Here is a 15,333-nt window from a genome sequence, read left to right as displayed (position 1 = left end):
CCATATACAATGTTGATTTTGCGCTGTGTTTTGTATAACAATTTCATTACTAGTAAATTAATTCCATGATTAAAAAAATAGTCCCTTTTTGCATTTTAGTATTTGTGCTTATTGCTTGTAAAGAACAGCAGCATTCTTACGACGATTCGCAAGTTTTTAGATACAACGAAAAGGATAATATAACAACATTAGACCCTGCATTTGCAAAAAATGAGCCTATTTATTGGGCAACAAATCAATTGTTTAATGGTTTGGTTGCTTTTGATGAGCAGTTAAACGTGCATCCTTGTATTGCCAAGTCGTGGAAAATATCCAATGAAAATAAAACCTATGAGTTTGTTTTAAGAAACGATGTTTATTTTCATAAAAATGCAGTTTTTGGAAAGGACAGTACAAGAACGGTTACAGCATCCGATTTTGAATATAGTTTTGGTCGTTTGGTAGATCCTAAGGTGGCTTCTTCTGGGCGATGGGTAATGCAGAATGTTAAAGATTTTAAAGCAGTGAATGATTCTGTCTTTAGAATTAATTTACACCAAGCATTTCCTCCTTTTTTAGGTTTGTTAACCATGCAGTACTGTTGTGTGGTGCCTAAAGAGGCAGTGGAATTTTACGGAAATGAATTCCGATCAAATCCTGTGGGTACAGGGCCTTTTCAGTTCAAGATTTGGGTAGAGAATACCAAATTGGTCTTTCGTAGAAATCCATTGTATTTTGAAAAAGATGAAAATGGAAAACAACTTCCTTATTTAGAGGCTGTAGCGGTTACATTTTACAATGATAAACAAACCGAGTTTATGCAGTTTATACAAGGGAATTCTGATGTTTTAAATGATTTGCATACTTCTTATAAAGACGAATTGTTGTCTCCACAAGGAGCGTTGTTAGAAAAGTACAATGGAGAAATATTTTTAGACAAAAGCCCTTATTTAATTAACGAATACATTGCTTTTTATATGGAGGGTAAAACTGTAGACAATCACCCTTACATTAGAAAAGCCATTAATTGTGGTTTCGATAGAGCTAAGATGCTTCGTTACCTAAGAAATAATATTGGACAACCTGCCACAGGGTTTATTCCTAAAGGCTTACCAGGATACGCAGGAGATACGTTAAAAACCTATTTTCCTGAAAAAGCAAAGGAGTATATAGAGCAATACAAAAAAGAAACAGGAGATTTAAATCCAACAGTTACAATAGCATCCAATTCTAGTTATACCGATTTGTTTGAATTTGTACAGAGAGAGCTACAAGGAATTGGTTTAACAATTAAAATAGAGATTTTACCCTCACCAGTGTTAAGACAAAAGAAAGCCAATGGTAAATTACCCACTTTTAGAGTAGGGTGGATTGCTGATTACCCAGATGCAGAGAATTTTTTATCTCTGTTCTACAGTAAAAACTTTTCTCCCAAGGGACCGAATTATTGTCATTATAAGAATGAAGTTTATGATGAATTGTACGAAGCTTCTTTGGCTACCACAGATCCTAAAGCTAGGGGTGTACTCTACAAAAAAATGGATAGTATTATTTTAGCAGATGTTCCCGTAGTTTCTATGTTTTACGATGAAATAGTTCGTTTTAAGCATAAAAATGTAAAAGGATTAACTACGAATCCAACGAATATATTAACGTTAAAAAAAGTATATAAAACTAAAGAATGATGGAAACAATATCATGGAACGATTTTGCTAAGGTAGATATGAGAGTTGGAACGGTAATTAGTGCCGAGGTGTTTAAAGAAGCTAGAAATCCTGCTTATATATTGCAAATTGATTTTGGGGAGTTAGGAATTAAAAAAACATCTGCTCAAATTACCGAATTGTATACAACAGAAGAACTTGTTGGGAAACAAGTAGTGGCTGTAGTGAATTTTCCATCGAAACAAATAGCAAACATCATGAGTGAATGTTTGGTCTTAGGAGGTTTGGGAGGTGATAAAGAGGTGGTTTTATTGAACCCAGAACGTACGGTGAAGAATGGAACTAAAATAGCTTAAGCTTTAAGTTGATTTGTTAATTCGAGTAGTTTAAACGAATAAACAAACTACAGAGTTATCTAGTAAGCTGTTGCATATCGTATACCATTCTCAAAACCGTTTTTTGGGGTAGTATCGTTGAAATTTTTAATAAAATTTTTTGAGAGAAGGTCAAACCAGATACTACGTTTAGCGCTCCTTTTAACATTCCGGTATAACCATCTAAGGCAACACTTTCAGCACTCGCTGTTTTGTCGAATAAGCTAGTTTTATCCATTCCCGATGTTTTACCAAAATTGGTTTCAGTAGCTCCGGGCATTAAATTGGTTAGCGTAACATTGGTGTCTTTTAATTCTTGCCAAACGGCATTGCTAAAAGAGGTTACATAGGCTTTAGTGGCATAGTACACAGATTGCATAGGTCCCGGAATTAAACTTGCTGTTGACGACACATTTAAAATCTTACCCTGATTCTTTACTAAGAAGTCTTGAAGGAATAAATGAGTCAATGCTGTTAATGCAACTATATTTAATTGAATCATATTCAGATCCTCATGCAAAGGTCTCTCGTTAAATCTACCAATTCCACCAAAACCAGCGTTGTTAATTAAATAATCAATCTCAATATTATTACTTTTTACTTCATTAAATATTTCTTGCGCAGCGTTTAGAAAGCTTAGGTCTTTCTGAATTATATGGACGTTAATACCAAAGTCAGATTCTAGTTCAGCCTTAATTTCTGTTAGCTTTTCTAGGTTTCTAGCCACTAAAACTAAATCTCCCTTCTTTTTAGCATGAATATATGCCAGTTCTTTTCCAATTCCACTTGAAGCTCCAGTAATTAATGCGGTGTTCATAGTTGTTGAATATTTAGATTGTTTCGTTCAAAAATAACCAAAATAAAGACGAAATGTTACTACTAGTTTCAGGAATCAATATAGTATCTTCGTTCCACATTTTACAATCATGAATTGGCAAAAATACACATCAGAATTTAAGAAGAATATAGTGTTGGCTGTCCCTGTTGTATTGGGACAAGTAGGGCATGTTTTGGTTGGTTTTGCAGATAATATTATGGTTGGTAAATTGGGAGCTGCTCCATTAGCTGCAGTTTCTTTGGCAAATTCCATTTTTTATATTTTAATGGGATTGGGCTTAGGTTTTTCTTTTGCCATTACACCTTTAATTGCAGAAGCAGATGGTGCTAAAAATTACATAGACGGAAAAAAGAGTTATCAGCATGGAGTGGTGATTCTAAGTGTTTTTGGAGTGGTATTGTGTGGGGTGTTGTTTTTAATAAAACCCATTTTGTATCTAATGGATCAACCTACGGAGGTGGTAGTGTTGGCTATTCCCTATTATGATATTTTAACGCTATCCATGATTCCTTTGCTAACGTTTCAGGCCATGAAACAGTTTAGTGATGGATTGAGTCAGACCAAGTATGCGATGATTGCTATTTTAGTCTCTAATACAGTGAACGTAGCGCTAAATTATATTTTTATCTACGGAAAATTTGGAGCACCAGCATTAGGAGTACAAGGAGCTGCAGTTGGGACTCTGGTAGCAAGAATATTGATGATCTTTATTTTGATGTATTATATCAAAATAGGAAAAGAGTTTGAACCTTATAAAAAGGTAATTGTATCGTGGTGGGCTATTGAAAAGGAGCGTTTGTTAAAAATGTTAAAATTAGGATACCCTACGGCTTTGCAAATGTTTTTTGAAATAGGAATTTTTGGAGCAGGAATCATTCTAGCAGGTGTTTTAGGAACTAGAGAACAAGCAGCCAATCAAATAGCTTTAAACCTTTCTACTATGACTTATATGATTGCTACAGGTTTAGGAGTAGCAGGAACTATTAGAGTAGGGAATCAAAAAGGATTAAAAGATTTTGTGAATTTAAAAAGAGTGGCCTTGTCTGTAATAGGATTGACTGGTATTTTATCTACCGTTTTTGCAATTTTCTTTTTTGTTACTAGGAATTATTTGCCCTTAATATACATTCAAGATGTAGCGGTAGTTCAAATAGCTTCCCAGTTGTTAATTATATCTGCAATATTCCAAATATCAGACGGAATTCAGGTAGCAGTACTAGGTGCATTAAGAGGACTACAAGACATGTTGGTACCTATGTTTTTTACTTTTATTGCTTATTGGGTGGTAGGTTTTCCTATTTGCTATTATTTAGGAATAAAACAAGGATTAGGAATTATAGGAATATGGATTGGTTTGTGTACCGGACTTACACTTTCTGCAATATTATTGTATTTAAGGTTTCAGCAATTGACAAAAAGATTAATTTTGTCCAATAAATAGAGTTTAAAGAAACATATATGGAATTACCAAGGTTTTTATTAGGAGACAACACCAATAATCCAGAAGATATATTCATAATTCATACTGAATTCCCAAGATTTATCATTAACTTAAAGGATGATGAGATTGAGTTATGGGATGATTTAGAAGGGGCAGATGAGGAAGAAATGGCTGATCAAGTTGCTCAATTTATAGAAGAAGCATCTGCTTTTTACGATGCCGAAATGGAAAAATACTCTGAGTAACAACTACAGAGTGTAGGTATTAGGAATAAAAAATGCAGTACACCTGTTTTCTATGTACTATCTACTCATTACTAAATACTACAAATATGGCACAATTCATTAAAATATATCCAGAGAATCCTAACGAGAGAGAGCTTTTAAAAGTAGTCGACGTTTTAAAAAAAGGAGGTGTAATTATTTACCCATCGGATACTGTATATGCTTTGGGTTGTGATATTTCTAATTACAAAGCCATGGAAAGAGTGGCTAAGATTAAAGGTATCAAATTAGAAAAGAATACATTTTCCTTTGTGTGTAACGATTTAAGTCATTTGTCAGATTATGTAAAGCCTATTGATAACAGAGTTTTTAAGTTGTTAAAAAGAGCTTTACCTGGAGCTTATACATTTGTATTGCCAGCAATTAACAATTTGCCTAAAGCGTTTAAAAAGAGAAAAACAGTAGGGATTAGGGTGCCAGACAATGATATTACCAGAGAACTGGTTCGTTTGTTGGGGAGTCCTATTGTTTCTACTTCTATACATGATGAGGATGAAGTAATTGAGTATACAACAGACCCAGAATTGATTTATGAAAAATGGGATGACTTGGTGGATGTAGTGATTGATGGAGGTTATGGAGACAATATAGCATCAACCGTTATAGATTTAAGTGATGGTGAGCCCGAAGTAATTCGTAAAGGGAAAGGGAGTTTAGACGTGCTCTAGTATTGATAATTAATTTCTTAAAGAAAATAGAAATCCCGCTATAAAGGCGGGATTTTTTTATTCAAAATGTTTTTTAGACTCAGAAGTAAGCTTGTTTAATGTTTTTAATTCCTCTTTGGTTAAATCTCTCCATTGTCCTACAGGAATGTCCAAGTAAACATTCATAATTCTAATTCTCTTTAGTTTTTTTACGTTGTAATCTAAATACTCACACATTCTACGAATCTGTCTGTTTAAACCTTGCTTAAGTATAATTTTAAACTCATAATTATTTATTTTCTCTACGTAGCATTTATGAGTTACCGTTCCTAGAATAGGAATTCCATTCCCCATTTTTTCTATAAATTCTTTGGTAATCGGTTTGTCAACTCTTACCAAATACTCCTTTTCATGATTGTTACTTGCGCGTAGAATTTTGTTTACAATATCTCCATCACTCGTTAAAAAGATCAAACCTTCACTTGGTTTGTCTAATCTACCAATAGGAAAAATACGTTTGGGGTGTTTAATATAGTCTATAATGTTATTGCGTTCTCTTTTCTGATCTGTGGTACAAACAATACCAATAGGTTTATTAAATGCAATGTATGTATGATCTTCGGTAGGAGTAGAGACTAATTTTCCGTCCACTCTTACCTCGTCAGATGTAGCAATCTTAGTTCCCATCTCCGGAACTTTTCCGTTAATAGTAACTCTTTTCTCTTCAATTAATTTATCGGCAGCTCTTCTAGAGCAATAACCTATTTCACTAAGATATTTATTAATTCTTTTTAATCCCTCACTCATAAGATCATCCTTTTATTTAATTGTCTTCCTCCCTTTTACATAATAGCTCCACACAATACTTTTTGCTTGGTAGTAGTCTCTTTTTTGATAATGCCCTCTTTTTCTTCTCATCAAACTAAAATTGGCATAGAAAGACTTGTGTGCTTTTAGGATGCTAAAAATATGTTTAATTTTTCCTTGAAATAAAAACTGGACTCCAGCAATACCATCCAAAACCATTCTGGTAAAGATAATCGGAATTACTTTTCTTCTGGGTAAGTTCTTTAGTAAAGTAAATAGAGAATTTCTAAAGTTTAGGTAGGTTTTAAAAGGGTTCGTCTTGTTTAAAGTCGCTCCACCTACGTGGTACACTGTACTATCGGTAATACAATCTATAGAAACCCCATTGTTAATGGCTCTCCAGCATAGATCTATCTCTTCGTAATGGGCAAAGTAATCTTCGTCAAATCCTCCTAAAAGTTTGTAGTAACTATCTTTAATAAACATACATGCTCCCGATGCCCAATTAATAGAAGACGAATTATACTGTCCTTTGTCTTTTTCTAAATGATTAAAAACTCTACCTCTGCAATAAGCATAACCATATTTGTCTATCAGTCCACCAGCAGCTCCTGCATATTCAAACAGCTCTTTGTTTTTATAATCTAGAATTTTAGGTTGTACAATACCTGCATTTTTGTTTTCTGTATAAAACGTAATAATTGGGGCTAGCCAATTGGGAGTAACTTCTATGTCGGAGTTTATAATGCAATACAAGTCTGCATCTATTTTTGGTATAGCTTGGTTGTAGCCTTTTGCAAAACCTAAGTTTTCTGCATGTTGAATAATTTCCACCTGAGGGAAATTTTCTTGGGTATAGGCAACAGAATTATCTTTAGAGTCATTGTCTACTAAATAGATAGTAGCTTGTGGACTATTTTGTATCATTGTAGGTAAAAAAGTTTCTAATAACTTTTTACCATTCCAATTTAGTATAACGAGTGCTATCTTCATGAATCTTTGTAATTGGGTATGGATTTTAAAAACACATATTGTTTGTTTTTAAAATCCATTTGGCAAAAGTAATGCTCTAAACCATTTGTAACAATTAAATAACGAGCTTTTAACTTTAAATTATACCTAGCAATTTGATCAAAAGTACTTTGACTTATTTTAACAGAAGGGGCTTTGCATTCTACAATAATCTCTGGCAGCCCTTGTGTATTGTAAATTACAATATCTGTTCTCTTTTTGGTATTGTTTAGCAATAGTTCTTTTTCCAATGCTGTTAATGAAACCGGATATCCCTTTTGCTCAGTTAAATAGCTAGCAAAGTGTTGTCTTACCCATTCTTCTGGGGTTAAAACAATGTCTTTTTTTCTAAAAGGGTCAAAAATAAATAGCTTATTTTCTTTACTTTTGATTTTCAGATCAACATCCGGAAGGTTTAGTTTTAGCATGCTCAAAAATAAACATTCTTTTGGTCTATCTTAGTCAGAATAGCATCAATTATGATAGAGGTTAAACAAATTGTAGGAGATATAAATGAAGGAAATATAAAGCCAATTTATTTCCTAATGGGAGAGGAACCCTACTATATTGATAAAATTTCCGAATACATAGAGTCTAATGTACTTTCTGAAGATGAAAAAGGTTTCAATCAAACTATTGTATACGGAAGAGATACGTCTATAGATGAAATTGTAGGCCAGGCAAAACGTTTTCCTATGATGGCAGAACGTACGGTGCTAATTGTAAAAGAAGCACAGGAGTTGTCTAGAACTATAGAGAATTTAGTTTCCTATGTAGAAAATCCCTTAGAGTCTACTGTTTTGGTACTTTGCTATAAGTACAAAACGTTGGATAAAAGAAAAAAACTGGTAAAAGCGGTTGCTAAGAAAGGGGTTTTGTTAGAGTCTAAAAAACTATACGAAAATCAAGTAGGAGATTGGATTTTTGGAGTTTTAAAAGGAAAGAAATATCAAATAGAGCCCAAAGCGGTTCATATGTTGGTAGAGTTTTTAGGGACCGATTTAAGTAAGATTAGCAATGAAATAGACAAGCTAACTTCTGTTTTGTCTAAAGAGACTCTTATTACTCCCAAGCACATAGAAGAGAATATAGGAATAAGCAAAGATTACAATGTGTTTGAGCTGAGGAAGGCAATAGGGAAGAAAGACATCCTAAAGTGCAATCAAATCATTAACTATTTTGCAGAAAACCCTAAAAGTAATCCTTTGGTAATGACTATATCTTTAATTAATAGCTATTTTACGCAGTTGTTAATGTACCATGGTTTAAAGGATAAATCCAAAGGGAGTGTGGCTAAAACGTTAAGAATAAGCCCGTATTTTGTAGACGATTATGTAACCGCAGGAAGAAATTATCCCATGCGTAAAGTGTCTCAGATTATTGCCTACTTAAGAGATGCAGATGTTAAGAGTAAAGGGGTGGGAGCTTCTAGCCTTTCTCATAGTGATTTGTTAAAAGAATTACTGTTTAAAATTCTTCATTAATCAATATATTATCGTTTAAGACATTCTGTTCAGAAGGCATATTATCTATGTCTGTAAAATTGAACGAATACACATCTAAACAAATCAACTTTAAATTTTCGTGTAGAGTAAATTTAAAAAGTATAAAGTTGTACTTTTGCAGGGCTTTTTTGTAAAGTGTCAATTTGACATTTTTTACGGAATTGGCAAATCTTTTGATTAATACAAAACAAACAATATCAATAATTATTGAACATGAGTAAGCAAGAAGATATTCAACAAGAAGAGAAAGCAGTAGAAGAAAAAGTAACTGCAGAGCAAGTAGAAGAAACTGTTGAAGAAACGAATCAAGAAGAGGTTAAAGAAGAAACTTCTACAGAAGATTTAGTACAAGCAGAAAAAGATAAATACTTACGTTTGTTTGCAGAGTTCGAAAACTACAAAAGACGTACTTCTAAAGAACGTGTTGAGTTGTTTAAAACTGCAGGTAAAGATATTATTGTTTCTTTATTACCTATCGTAGACGATTTTGATAGAGGAATGGTAGAGATTAGTAAGAGTGAAGATAAGGAGTTGGTAAAAGGTGTCGCGTTAATTCAAGATAAATTGGTAAAAGCTTTAGAGCAAAAAGGATTGACATTGGTGGAAGTAAACCAAGGAGATGCTTTTGACTCTGATACACAAGAAGCAATTACTCAAATTCCTGCACCAACAGAAGACTTAAAAGGAAAAGTAATAGATGTTGTAGAAAAAGGGTACAAGTTAGGAGATACTATCATTCGTTTCCCTAAAGTAGTAATAGGACAATCATAACAAGTAACAATGTACAATTAACAGTTTTTAATTGCGCTTATTGCCAATTGCTCATTGTTAATTGCTAATTGAATAAAAGAAATGGCAAAACAAGATTTTTACGAGGTATTAGGAATATCTAAAGGGGCATCTGCTGCAGAGATTAAAAAAGGGTACCGTAAAATGGCGGTAAAATATCATCCAGATAAAAATCCTGGAGATACAGAAGCTGAGGAAAAGTTTAAGTTAGCTGCAGAGGCATATGAAGTATTAAGTGATGAGAACAAACGTGCTCGTTACGATCAATACGGTCATCAAGCATTTGAAGGAGGTCACGGTGGTGGCGGAGGCTTTGGTGGTATGAATATGGACGATATCTTTAGTCAGTTTGGAGACATCTTTGGAGGTGGATTCGGAGGCTTTGGTGGCGGAGGTCAACGAGGTGGAGGACGTAGAGGTATGGTAAAAGGTACCAACATGCGTATTCGTGTAAAGTTGACTTTAGAAGAGATTGCCAACGGAGTTGATAAAAAGATTAAAGTTAGAAGAAAGAAACAAGCCAAAGGAGTTACTTATACTACTTGTGGAACATGTAATGGTGCAGGACAAGTAATGCAGGTTACCAATACAATTTTAGGTAGAATGCAAACAGCTACTACTTGTAATAGTTGTGGTGGTTCTGGAGAAACGGTTTCTAACAGACCTAGTGGTACAGATGCACAAGGATTGGTAAACGAAGAAGAGACAGTAACAATTAACATTCCTGCAGGAGTTACAGATGGAGTACAATTAAAAGTTTCTGGAAAAGGAAACGAAGCTCCGGGTAACAATTCTATAGCGGGAGACTTATTGGTCTTAATAGAAGAAGTTCCTCACGAAACATTAACCAGAGAAGGTATAAACTTACACAGTGACTTGTACATTAGTTTTGCAGAAGCTGTGCTAGGAGCAGGTAAAGAAGTAGAAACGGTTTCTGGAAAAGTGAAGATTAAAATAGAAGAGGGAACACAATCGGGTAAAATTTTACGTTTAAAAGGAAAAGGTTTACCAAACATAGAAGGGTATGGAACAGGTGACTTAATGGTACATGTAAATATCTGGACTCCTCAAGAATTGAATAAAGAGCAAGCTAAGTTCTTTAAAGCCAATTTAGAGCACGAAAATTTCCAACCAAATCCAACAAAATCAGATAAATCATTTTTTGAGAAGGTAAAAGACATGTTTTCTTAACATTCTTTAATGAAATAAAGAAAAATGAAAAAAAAAACATTTTTTCTTTGTTACATCTTAAAAAGTATCTATATTTGTAGTGTGTTATTTATAACACACTTTTTCTTTTTCATAGCAATTTTTCCCACCTGGTTCTTCTAGGTGGGTTTTTCTTTTTATAGAGAAAGAACTTGCAAGAAATTAAAATTTAAAAGTAGATCGTCTTATCGTTCTAAATATAGTTTAGAAAGGAAAGTCCGAGCACCATAGAACAGTATAGCGGGTAACACCCGTCATGCCGGATTTATTTCGGTAGAGGACAAGTGCAACAGAAAGCAAGTACAGTTCGGCTGTAGTGAAACCAGGTAAACTCTATACGGTGCAATGTCATGTATATTGGAATCCTTATTTATATATAAGGTAAGAGCTGTTCGTTCAACTCCAAGGGGTAGGCAGATTGAGGTTATTGGCAACAGTAACTCTAGATAAATGATAAGAATCCTAAACTTGTTTTAGGTTACAGAACTCGGCTTATAGATCTACTTTTAATTTTTATAATATCAGCCTTTTATTTAGACTATTTCTTTCCTAAAACTGTGGAAAACTGTATTAAAATGTATAAAAAAAGTTGAATTTGTTAAATATCAACGCTTTTTTAAATACAGGGGGATACAACCTTTTTTTATGGGGCGGTTATTTTGTATATTGGTCGACCAAACAGAACAACAGAATAAATTAATAATTTACAATAGATCTTATGAGTATATACCAAGATTACATAAAGGAAATCGAGGAGAGAAAAGGTCAAGGATTAAATCCTAAACCAATTGATGGAGGAGAGTTGCTTAGTGCAATCATCGAGCAAATCAAAGATTCAGGAAACGCAAACAGAGAAGATTCTCTTAAATTCTTTATTTATAACACAGTACCAGGAACAACCGAGGCTGCTGGTGTTAAAGCTGCTTTCTTAAAAGAAATTATTCTTGGAGAAGCAGTAGTAGAAGAAATTAAGCCTGCATTTGCTTATGAGTTATTATCTCACATGAAAGGTGGTCCTTCTGTAGAGGTATTGTTAGATTTAGCATTGGGAGACGATGCTGCAACTGCAAAAGAAGCTGCTGAGGTTTTAAAAACTCAGGTATTCTTGTACGAAGCAGATACAGAGCGTTTAGAGAATGCTTTTAAAGCGGGTAATGCAATTGCTAAAGAATTAATTGAAAGCTATGCTCAAGCAGAATTCTTTACCAACTTACCAGAGGTAGAAGAAGAAATAGAAGTGGTTACTTTTGTAGCTGGTGTAGGAGATATTTCTACGGATTTATTATCACCAGGTGCTGATGCGCACTCTAGATCTGATCGTGAATTACACGGACAGTGTATTTTTGAGCATAACAAAGAGATGCAACAAGAGTTGTTAGCTTTAAAAGAGCAACACCCTGATAAAAGAGTAATGTTAGTTGCCGAAAAAGGAACTATGGGAGTTGGATCTTCTCGTATGTCTGGTGTTAACAACGTAGCATTATGGACAGGTATTCAGGCAAGTCCTTACGTACCTTTTATTAACATTGCTCCAGTTATTGCTGGTACCAATGGTATTTCTCCAATTTTCTTAACTACAGTAGGTGTAACAGGAGGTATTGGATTAGATTTAAAGAACTGGGTTAAGAAAACAGATGCAGAAGGAAACGTAGTTGTAGATGCAGATGGTGAAGCAGTTTTAGAAGAAGCATACTCTGTTAAAACAGGAACTGTTTTAAAAATAAACACAAAAACTAAAAAATTATACAGCGGAGATACAGAATTAAAAGATGTATCTGCAGCATTTACTCCACAAAAAGTAGAGTTTATGAAAGCAGGTGGTTCTTACGCTGTTGTATTTGGTAAAAAATTACAAACTTTTGCTTGTAAAACTTTAGCAATTGATATTCCAACAGTATTTGCTCCATCTAAAGAAATTTCTGTAGAAGGACAAGGTTTAACTGCTGTTGAGAAGATTTTTAATAAAAACGCAGTAGGTTCTACACCAGGTGTAACATTACACTCAGGTTCTGATGTTCGTGTAGAAGTAAACATTGTAGGTTCTCAGGATACTACAGGTTTAATGACTTCTCAGGAATTAGAATCTATGGCTGCTACAGTTATTTCTCCAATTGTTGATGGTGCATACCAATCAGGATGTCATACAGCTTCTGTATGGGATAGCAAGTCTAAAGCAAACATTCCTAAGTTAATGAAGTTTATGAATGACTTTGGATTGATTACTGCACGTGACCCTAAAGGGGAGTACCACGCTATGACAGACGTAATCCACAAAGTATTAAACGATATTACTGTTGGAGACTGGGATATTATTATTGGAGGAGATTCTCACACACGTATGTCTAAAGGGGTTGCTTTTGGTGCCGATTCTGGTACTGTTGCATTAGCTTTAGCTACAGGAGAGGCTACTATGCCAATTCCAGAATCTGTTAAAGTTACTTTTAAAGGAGATATGAAAGGTTACATGGACTTCCGTGATGTAGTACATGCAACGCAACAACAAATGTTAAAGCAATTTGGTGGTGAAAACGTATTCCAAGGAAGAGTAATCGAAGTACATATTGGAACATTAACTGCTGACCAGGCATTTACATTTACTGACTGGACTGCAGAAATGAAAGCAAAAGCATCTATCTGTATTTCTGAAGACGAAACATTGATTGAATCTTTAGAGATTGCTAAAGCTCGTATCCAGATTATGATTGCTAAGGGTATGGATAACGAAAAGCAAGTATTACAAGGATTGGTTGATAAGGCTGATAAGAGAATTTCTGAATTGAAATCTGGAGAAAAACCAGCTCTTAGACCTGATAGCAATGCAAAATACTATGCAGAAGTATTAATTGACTTAGACGATATTGCTGAGCCAATGATTGCTGATCCAGATGTAAACAATGACGATGTTTCTAAGCGTTATACGCACGATGTAATTCGTCCATTGTCTTACTACGGAGGAAATAAAAAAGTAGATTTAGGATTTGTAGGATCTTGTATGGTTCACAAAGGAGATATGAAGATTTTAGCTCAAATGTTAAAGAACGTTGAGGCTCAACAAGGGAAAGTAGAATTTAACGCACCTTTAGTTGTAGCACCTCCTACTTATAACATTGTAGACGAGTTAAAAGCAGAAGGAGACTGGGAAGTATTACAAAAGTACTCTGGATTTGAGTTTAACGACAACGACCCTAAAGGAGCTGCTCGTACTAAGTACGAAAACATGTTGTACTTAGAGCGTCCTGGATGTAACTTGTGTATGGGTAACCAAGAAAAAGCAGAACCAGGAGATACTGTAATGGCAACATCTACTCGTTTGTTCCAAGGACGTGTAGTAAAAGATTCTACAGAGAAAAAAGGTGAATCTTTATTATCATCTACTCCAGTAGTAGTATTGTCTTGTATTTTAGGAAGAACTCCTTCTTTAGAAGAGTACCAAGCTGCAGTTGATGGTATCGTATTAACGAAGTTTAAACCTTCTGATAAGTTGTTAGTAAAGTAATCTTAATTACTAATTAATATACAAAGCCCTGAAACGATTTGTTTCAGGGCTTTTTTTGTGGGTATGTTTTTTAAATGCTTTATAGCTAACTACTATTTTAAATGTCAGTTCGAGAAGTTTTTGAGGTACGAAAAAATGTATCGAGAACTAATAATGTACTAGGATAAAACTTTGATTTTGATATTTGTTATTTTTTGAAACTTGTGGTACATTTATCTGTTATACTAGTAAATAAGTGTAGTATTGTATTTATTTACTAGTTAGTAAACATTATAAATAATGGATGAAATAAAAGTTGAAAAAAACGAAGAAGAGGAGCTTCCTATACCACATAATTGGAGGACTACTTTTAAAGCTATAGTAAGGGCTTTTGTCATGGAGGACTACAAGCTTAGTACCGTATTAAAAATGTAAAATCTGTTTCGTAAAATACTGCGAAACAAATAAAAGAATATATAGAGGACTATGGAGAACAATTGATTGAACTTCCAAATGAAACATGGGATACGTCTGTCTGCATATACTATGGAAACTATTGGAATGTGCTTATAGACTTGTTTACAGAAGATGAAGGGCTCAGTGATTTGGTTCTTAATACAGAAGTTCATGAGGTAAAAGGGGAATATATTGTGGAGGTTCAATTAGTATATGTACCTTGAAAATTAAAAAATGTTTGCTAACGAAATCTAAACTGCATTAAAATGTAGTTTAACCAAAACGCTTCCCTTATATGAACCTGATTAATTCCTCTTACTAACGAGGAGAAAAGAGACTGAGAATGAAAAATATAATTAACTAAATTTAACGTTAGTCGAGATTAAAAAACTGTGAAAAAAGGAATTTTAATAACTATAATTGGAATTGGGACAATCGGAGTTGCTTATTTCGGAATTGAAATGTCTGAATTTGCAAGAGGAGTTCAAGTTGATGCTCAAAAAAACGAAGCTAAACTAGAAGAAAAAAGAATTGTAAAATTGACGGATTTTAAAAATGAACGTTGGATAAGCACGGTAGATTCGCTAGCTGGAATTGAAATTAAAAACGGAAAATGGATAATGTTTTACAAAGGAATGGAGACAGATTCTTCTGATATTTATGATTTCAAAATAAATAGAGAATACTTGAACGATTTAGGAACTGAACATATGCCTTTCGAGTATCTAACATTAACAAATGAATCTGATACTTTAGAATATTCTATACTTGAATACAGTGATGAATCACTAAGTTTGATTTACATTCCTAGAGGAAATACTTTGAATTATAAACCTGAAAAATAAAAGTTTAGG

Annotated in this window: 16 protein-coding genes and 1 other RNA gene; 13 read left to right on the top strand and 4 right to left on the bottom strand. The window is 33.9% G+C overall.

Annotated elements, in window-relative coordinates:
• The first annotated feature begins 65 nt into the window (after positions 1-65).
• Positions 66-1,664 carry an ABC transporter substrate-binding protein gene (locus ACXHHC_RS03225; RefSeq protein WP_458228213.1) on the top strand — a complete coding sequence of 533 codons (1,599 nt, stop codon included), beginning with the start codon at positions 66-68 and terminating at the stop codon, positions 1,662-1,664.
• Entirely contained in the window at positions 1,661-1,999 is a 339-nt protein-coding gene (locus tag ACXHHC_RS03220) for a tRNA-binding protein (RefSeq protein WP_458228212.1), read from the top strand. The genes ACXHHC_RS03225 and ACXHHC_RS03220 overlap by 4 nt, the downstream gene beginning before the upstream one ends.
• A 55-nt stretch (positions 2,000-2,054) precedes the next feature.
• On the opposite strand, the gene ACXHHC_RS03215 is transcribed toward ACXHHC_RS03220, so the two are convergent.
• Positions 2,055-2,834, bottom strand: a complete 780-nt coding sequence (locus ACXHHC_RS03215) for an SDR family NAD(P)-dependent oxidoreductase (protein WP_458228211.1) — start codon at positions 2,832-2,834, stop codon at positions 2,055-2,057.
• Between the two features lie 109 nt (positions 2,835-2,943).
• Here ACXHHC_RS03215 and ACXHHC_RS03210 point away from each other — a divergent pair, with 109 nt between their 5' ends.
• The 3 genes from ACXHHC_RS03210 to ACXHHC_RS03200 all read left to right on the top strand — a co-directional run bounded on the left by ACXHHC_RS03210 (position 2,944) and on the right by ACXHHC_RS03200 (position 5,248).
• The gene (locus ACXHHC_RS03210; protein WP_458228210.1) at positions 2,944-4,296 is read left to right on the top strand and encodes an MATE family efflux transporter; all 1,353 of its coding nucleotides are present in this window, start codon (positions 2,944-2,946) and stop codon (positions 4,294-4,296) included.
• A gap of 17 nt (positions 4,297-4,313) precedes the next feature.
• Positions 4,314-4,541, top strand: coding sequence for a hypothetical protein (locus tag ACXHHC_RS03205; RefSeq protein ID WP_458228209.1), 228 nt, complete (start codon positions 4,314-4,316; stop codon positions 4,539-4,541).
• 86 nt (positions 4,542-4,627) lie between these two features.
• Complete coding sequence (locus tag ACXHHC_RS03200) at positions 4,628-5,248, top strand: L-threonylcarbamoyladenylate synthase (RefSeq protein WP_458228208.1); 621 nt, start codon at positions 4,628-4,630, stop codon at positions 5,246-5,248.
• A 57-nt stretch (positions 5,249-5,305) separates the two neighbouring features.
• Here ACXHHC_RS03200 and rluF read toward each other — a convergent pair whose 3' ends face one another.
• Genes rluF through ACXHHC_RS03185 form a run of 3 tightly spaced genes read right to left on the bottom strand, consistent with a single transcriptional unit; the run spans position 5,306 to position 7,473 of the window.
• Positions 5,306-6,034 (bottom strand): 23S rRNA pseudouridine(2604) synthase RluF, encoded by a 729-nt coding sequence (gene rluF, locus ACXHHC_RS03195; RefSeq protein WP_458228207.1) that lies wholly within the window; start codon positions 6,032-6,034, stop codon positions 5,306-5,308.
• 12 nt (positions 6,035-6,046) lie between these two features.
• Positions 6,047-7,027, bottom strand: coding sequence for a glycosyltransferase family 2 protein (locus ACXHHC_RS03190; protein ID WP_458228206.1), 981 nt, complete (start codon positions 7,025-7,027; stop codon positions 6,047-6,049).
• Positions 7,024-7,473, bottom strand: coding sequence for a type I restriction enzyme HsdR N-terminal domain-containing protein (locus ACXHHC_RS03185; protein ID WP_458229218.1), 450 nt, complete (start codon positions 7,471-7,473; stop codon positions 7,024-7,026). Before ACXHHC_RS03185 ends, ACXHHC_RS03190 begins: the two co-directional genes overlap by 4 nt.
• Before the next feature lie 51 nt (positions 7,474-7,524).
• Here ACXHHC_RS03185 and holA point away from each other — a divergent pair, with 51 nt between their 5' ends.
• The 8 genes from holA (at position 7,525) to ACXHHC_RS03145 (ending at position 15,324) form a co-directional block, all read left to right on the top strand.
• Positions 7,525-8,529 (top strand): DNA polymerase III subunit delta, encoded by a 1,005-nt coding sequence (gene holA, locus ACXHHC_RS03180; RefSeq protein ID WP_458228205.1) that lies wholly within the window; start codon positions 7,525-7,527, stop codon positions 8,527-8,529.
• 234 nt (positions 8,530-8,763) lie between these two features.
• Entirely contained in the window at positions 8,764-9,321 is a 558-nt protein-coding gene (locus ACXHHC_RS03175) for a nucleotide exchange factor GrpE (protein ID WP_458228204.1), read from the top strand.
• Positions 9,322-9,402: 81 nt separating this feature from the next.
• Positions 9,403-10,530 (top strand): molecular chaperone DnaJ, encoded by a 1,128-nt coding sequence (gene dnaJ, locus ACXHHC_RS03170; protein WP_458228203.1) that lies wholly within the window; start codon positions 9,403-9,405, stop codon positions 10,528-10,530.
• A gap of 190 nt (positions 10,531-10,720) precedes the next feature.
• Positions 10,721-11,059, top strand: an RNA gene (gene rnpB / locus ACXHHC_RS03165) — RNase P RNA component class A.
• Between the two features lie 207 nt (positions 11,060-11,266).
• On the top strand, positions 11,267-14,044 hold the full coding sequence (locus ACXHHC_RS03160; RefSeq protein ID WP_458228202.1) for a bifunctional aconitate hydratase 2/2-methylisocitrate dehydratase: 2,778 nt from the start codon (positions 11,267-11,269) through the stop codon (positions 14,042-14,044).
• A gap of 279 nt (positions 14,045-14,323) precedes the next feature.
• Positions 14,324-14,458 carry a hypothetical protein gene (locus ACXHHC_RS03155; RefSeq protein ID WP_458228201.1) on the top strand — a complete coding sequence of 45 codons (135 nt, stop codon included), beginning with the start codon at positions 14,324-14,326 and terminating at the stop codon, positions 14,456-14,458.
• 62 nt (positions 14,459-14,520) lie between these two features.
• Positions 14,521-14,703 (top strand): DUF7668 domain-containing protein, encoded by a 183-nt coding sequence (locus tag ACXHHC_RS03150; protein WP_458228200.1) that lies wholly within the window; start codon positions 14,521-14,523, stop codon positions 14,701-14,703.
• A 168-nt stretch (positions 14,704-14,871) separates the two neighbouring features.
• Positions 14,872-15,324, top strand: coding sequence for a hypothetical protein (locus ACXHHC_RS03145; protein WP_458228199.1), 453 nt, complete (start codon positions 14,872-14,874; stop codon positions 15,322-15,324).
• The last annotated feature ends 9 nt before the right edge of the window (positions 15,325-15,333 follow it).

The sequence above is a fragment of the Wenyingzhuangia sp. IMCC45574 genome (assembly GCF_054182685.1).
Note: the sequence above shows the minus strand (reverse complement) of the source record. Positions and strands in the feature narration are given on the sequence as shown.

Bases quoted from the DNA above. Each gene is read 5' to 3' on its own strand.
- ACXHHC_RS03190 (WP_458228206.1), bottom strand. From the start codon at position 7,027: ATGAAGATAGCACTCGTTATACTAAATTGGAATGGTAAAAAGTTATTA.
- ACXHHC_RS03160 (WP_458228202.1), top strand. From the start codon at position 11,267: ATGAGTATATACCAAGATTACATAAAGGAAATCGAGGAGAGAAAAGGT.
- ACXHHC_RS03185 (WP_458229218.1), bottom strand. From the start codon at position 7,473: ATGCTAAAACTAAACCTTCCGGATGTTGATCTGAAAATCAAAAGTAAA.
- ACXHHC_RS03155 (WP_458228201.1), top strand. From the start codon at position 14,324: ATGGATGAAATAAAAGTTGAAAAAAACGAAGAAGAGGAGCTTCCTATA.
- dnaJ (WP_458228203.1), top strand. From the start codon at position 9,403: ATGGCAAAACAAGATTTTTACGAGGTATTAGGAATATCTAAAGGGGCA.
- ACXHHC_RS03210 (WP_458228210.1), top strand. From the start codon at position 2,944: ATGAATTGGCAAAAATACACATCAGAATTTAAGAAGAATATAGTGTTG.
- holA (WP_458228205.1), top strand. From the start codon at position 7,525: ATGATAGAGGTTAAACAAATTGTAGGAGATATAAATGAAGGAAATATA.
- ACXHHC_RS03225 (WP_458228213.1), top strand. From the start codon at position 66: ATGATTAAAAAAATAGTCCCTTTTTGCATTTTAGTATTTGTGCTTATT.
- ACXHHC_RS03205 (WP_458228209.1), top strand. From the start codon at position 4,314: ATGGAATTACCAAGGTTTTTATTAGGAGACAACACCAATAATCCAGAA.
- ACXHHC_RS03220 (WP_458228212.1), top strand. From the start codon at position 1,661: ATGATGGAAACAATATCATGGAACGATTTTGCTAAGGTAGATATGAGA.
- ACXHHC_RS03200 (WP_458228208.1), top strand. From the start codon at position 4,628: ATGGCACAATTCATTAAAATATATCCAGAGAATCCTAACGAGAGAGAG.
- ACXHHC_RS03215 (WP_458228211.1), bottom strand. From the start codon at position 2,834: ATGAACACCGCATTAATTACTGGAGCTTCAAGTGGAATTGGAAAAGAA.
- ACXHHC_RS03175 (WP_458228204.1), top strand. From the start codon at position 8,764: ATGAGTAAGCAAGAAGATATTCAACAAGAAGAGAAAGCAGTAGAAGAA.
- rluF (WP_458228207.1), bottom strand. From the start codon at position 6,034: ATGAGTGAGGGATTAAAAAGAATTAATAAATATCTTAGTGAAATAGGT.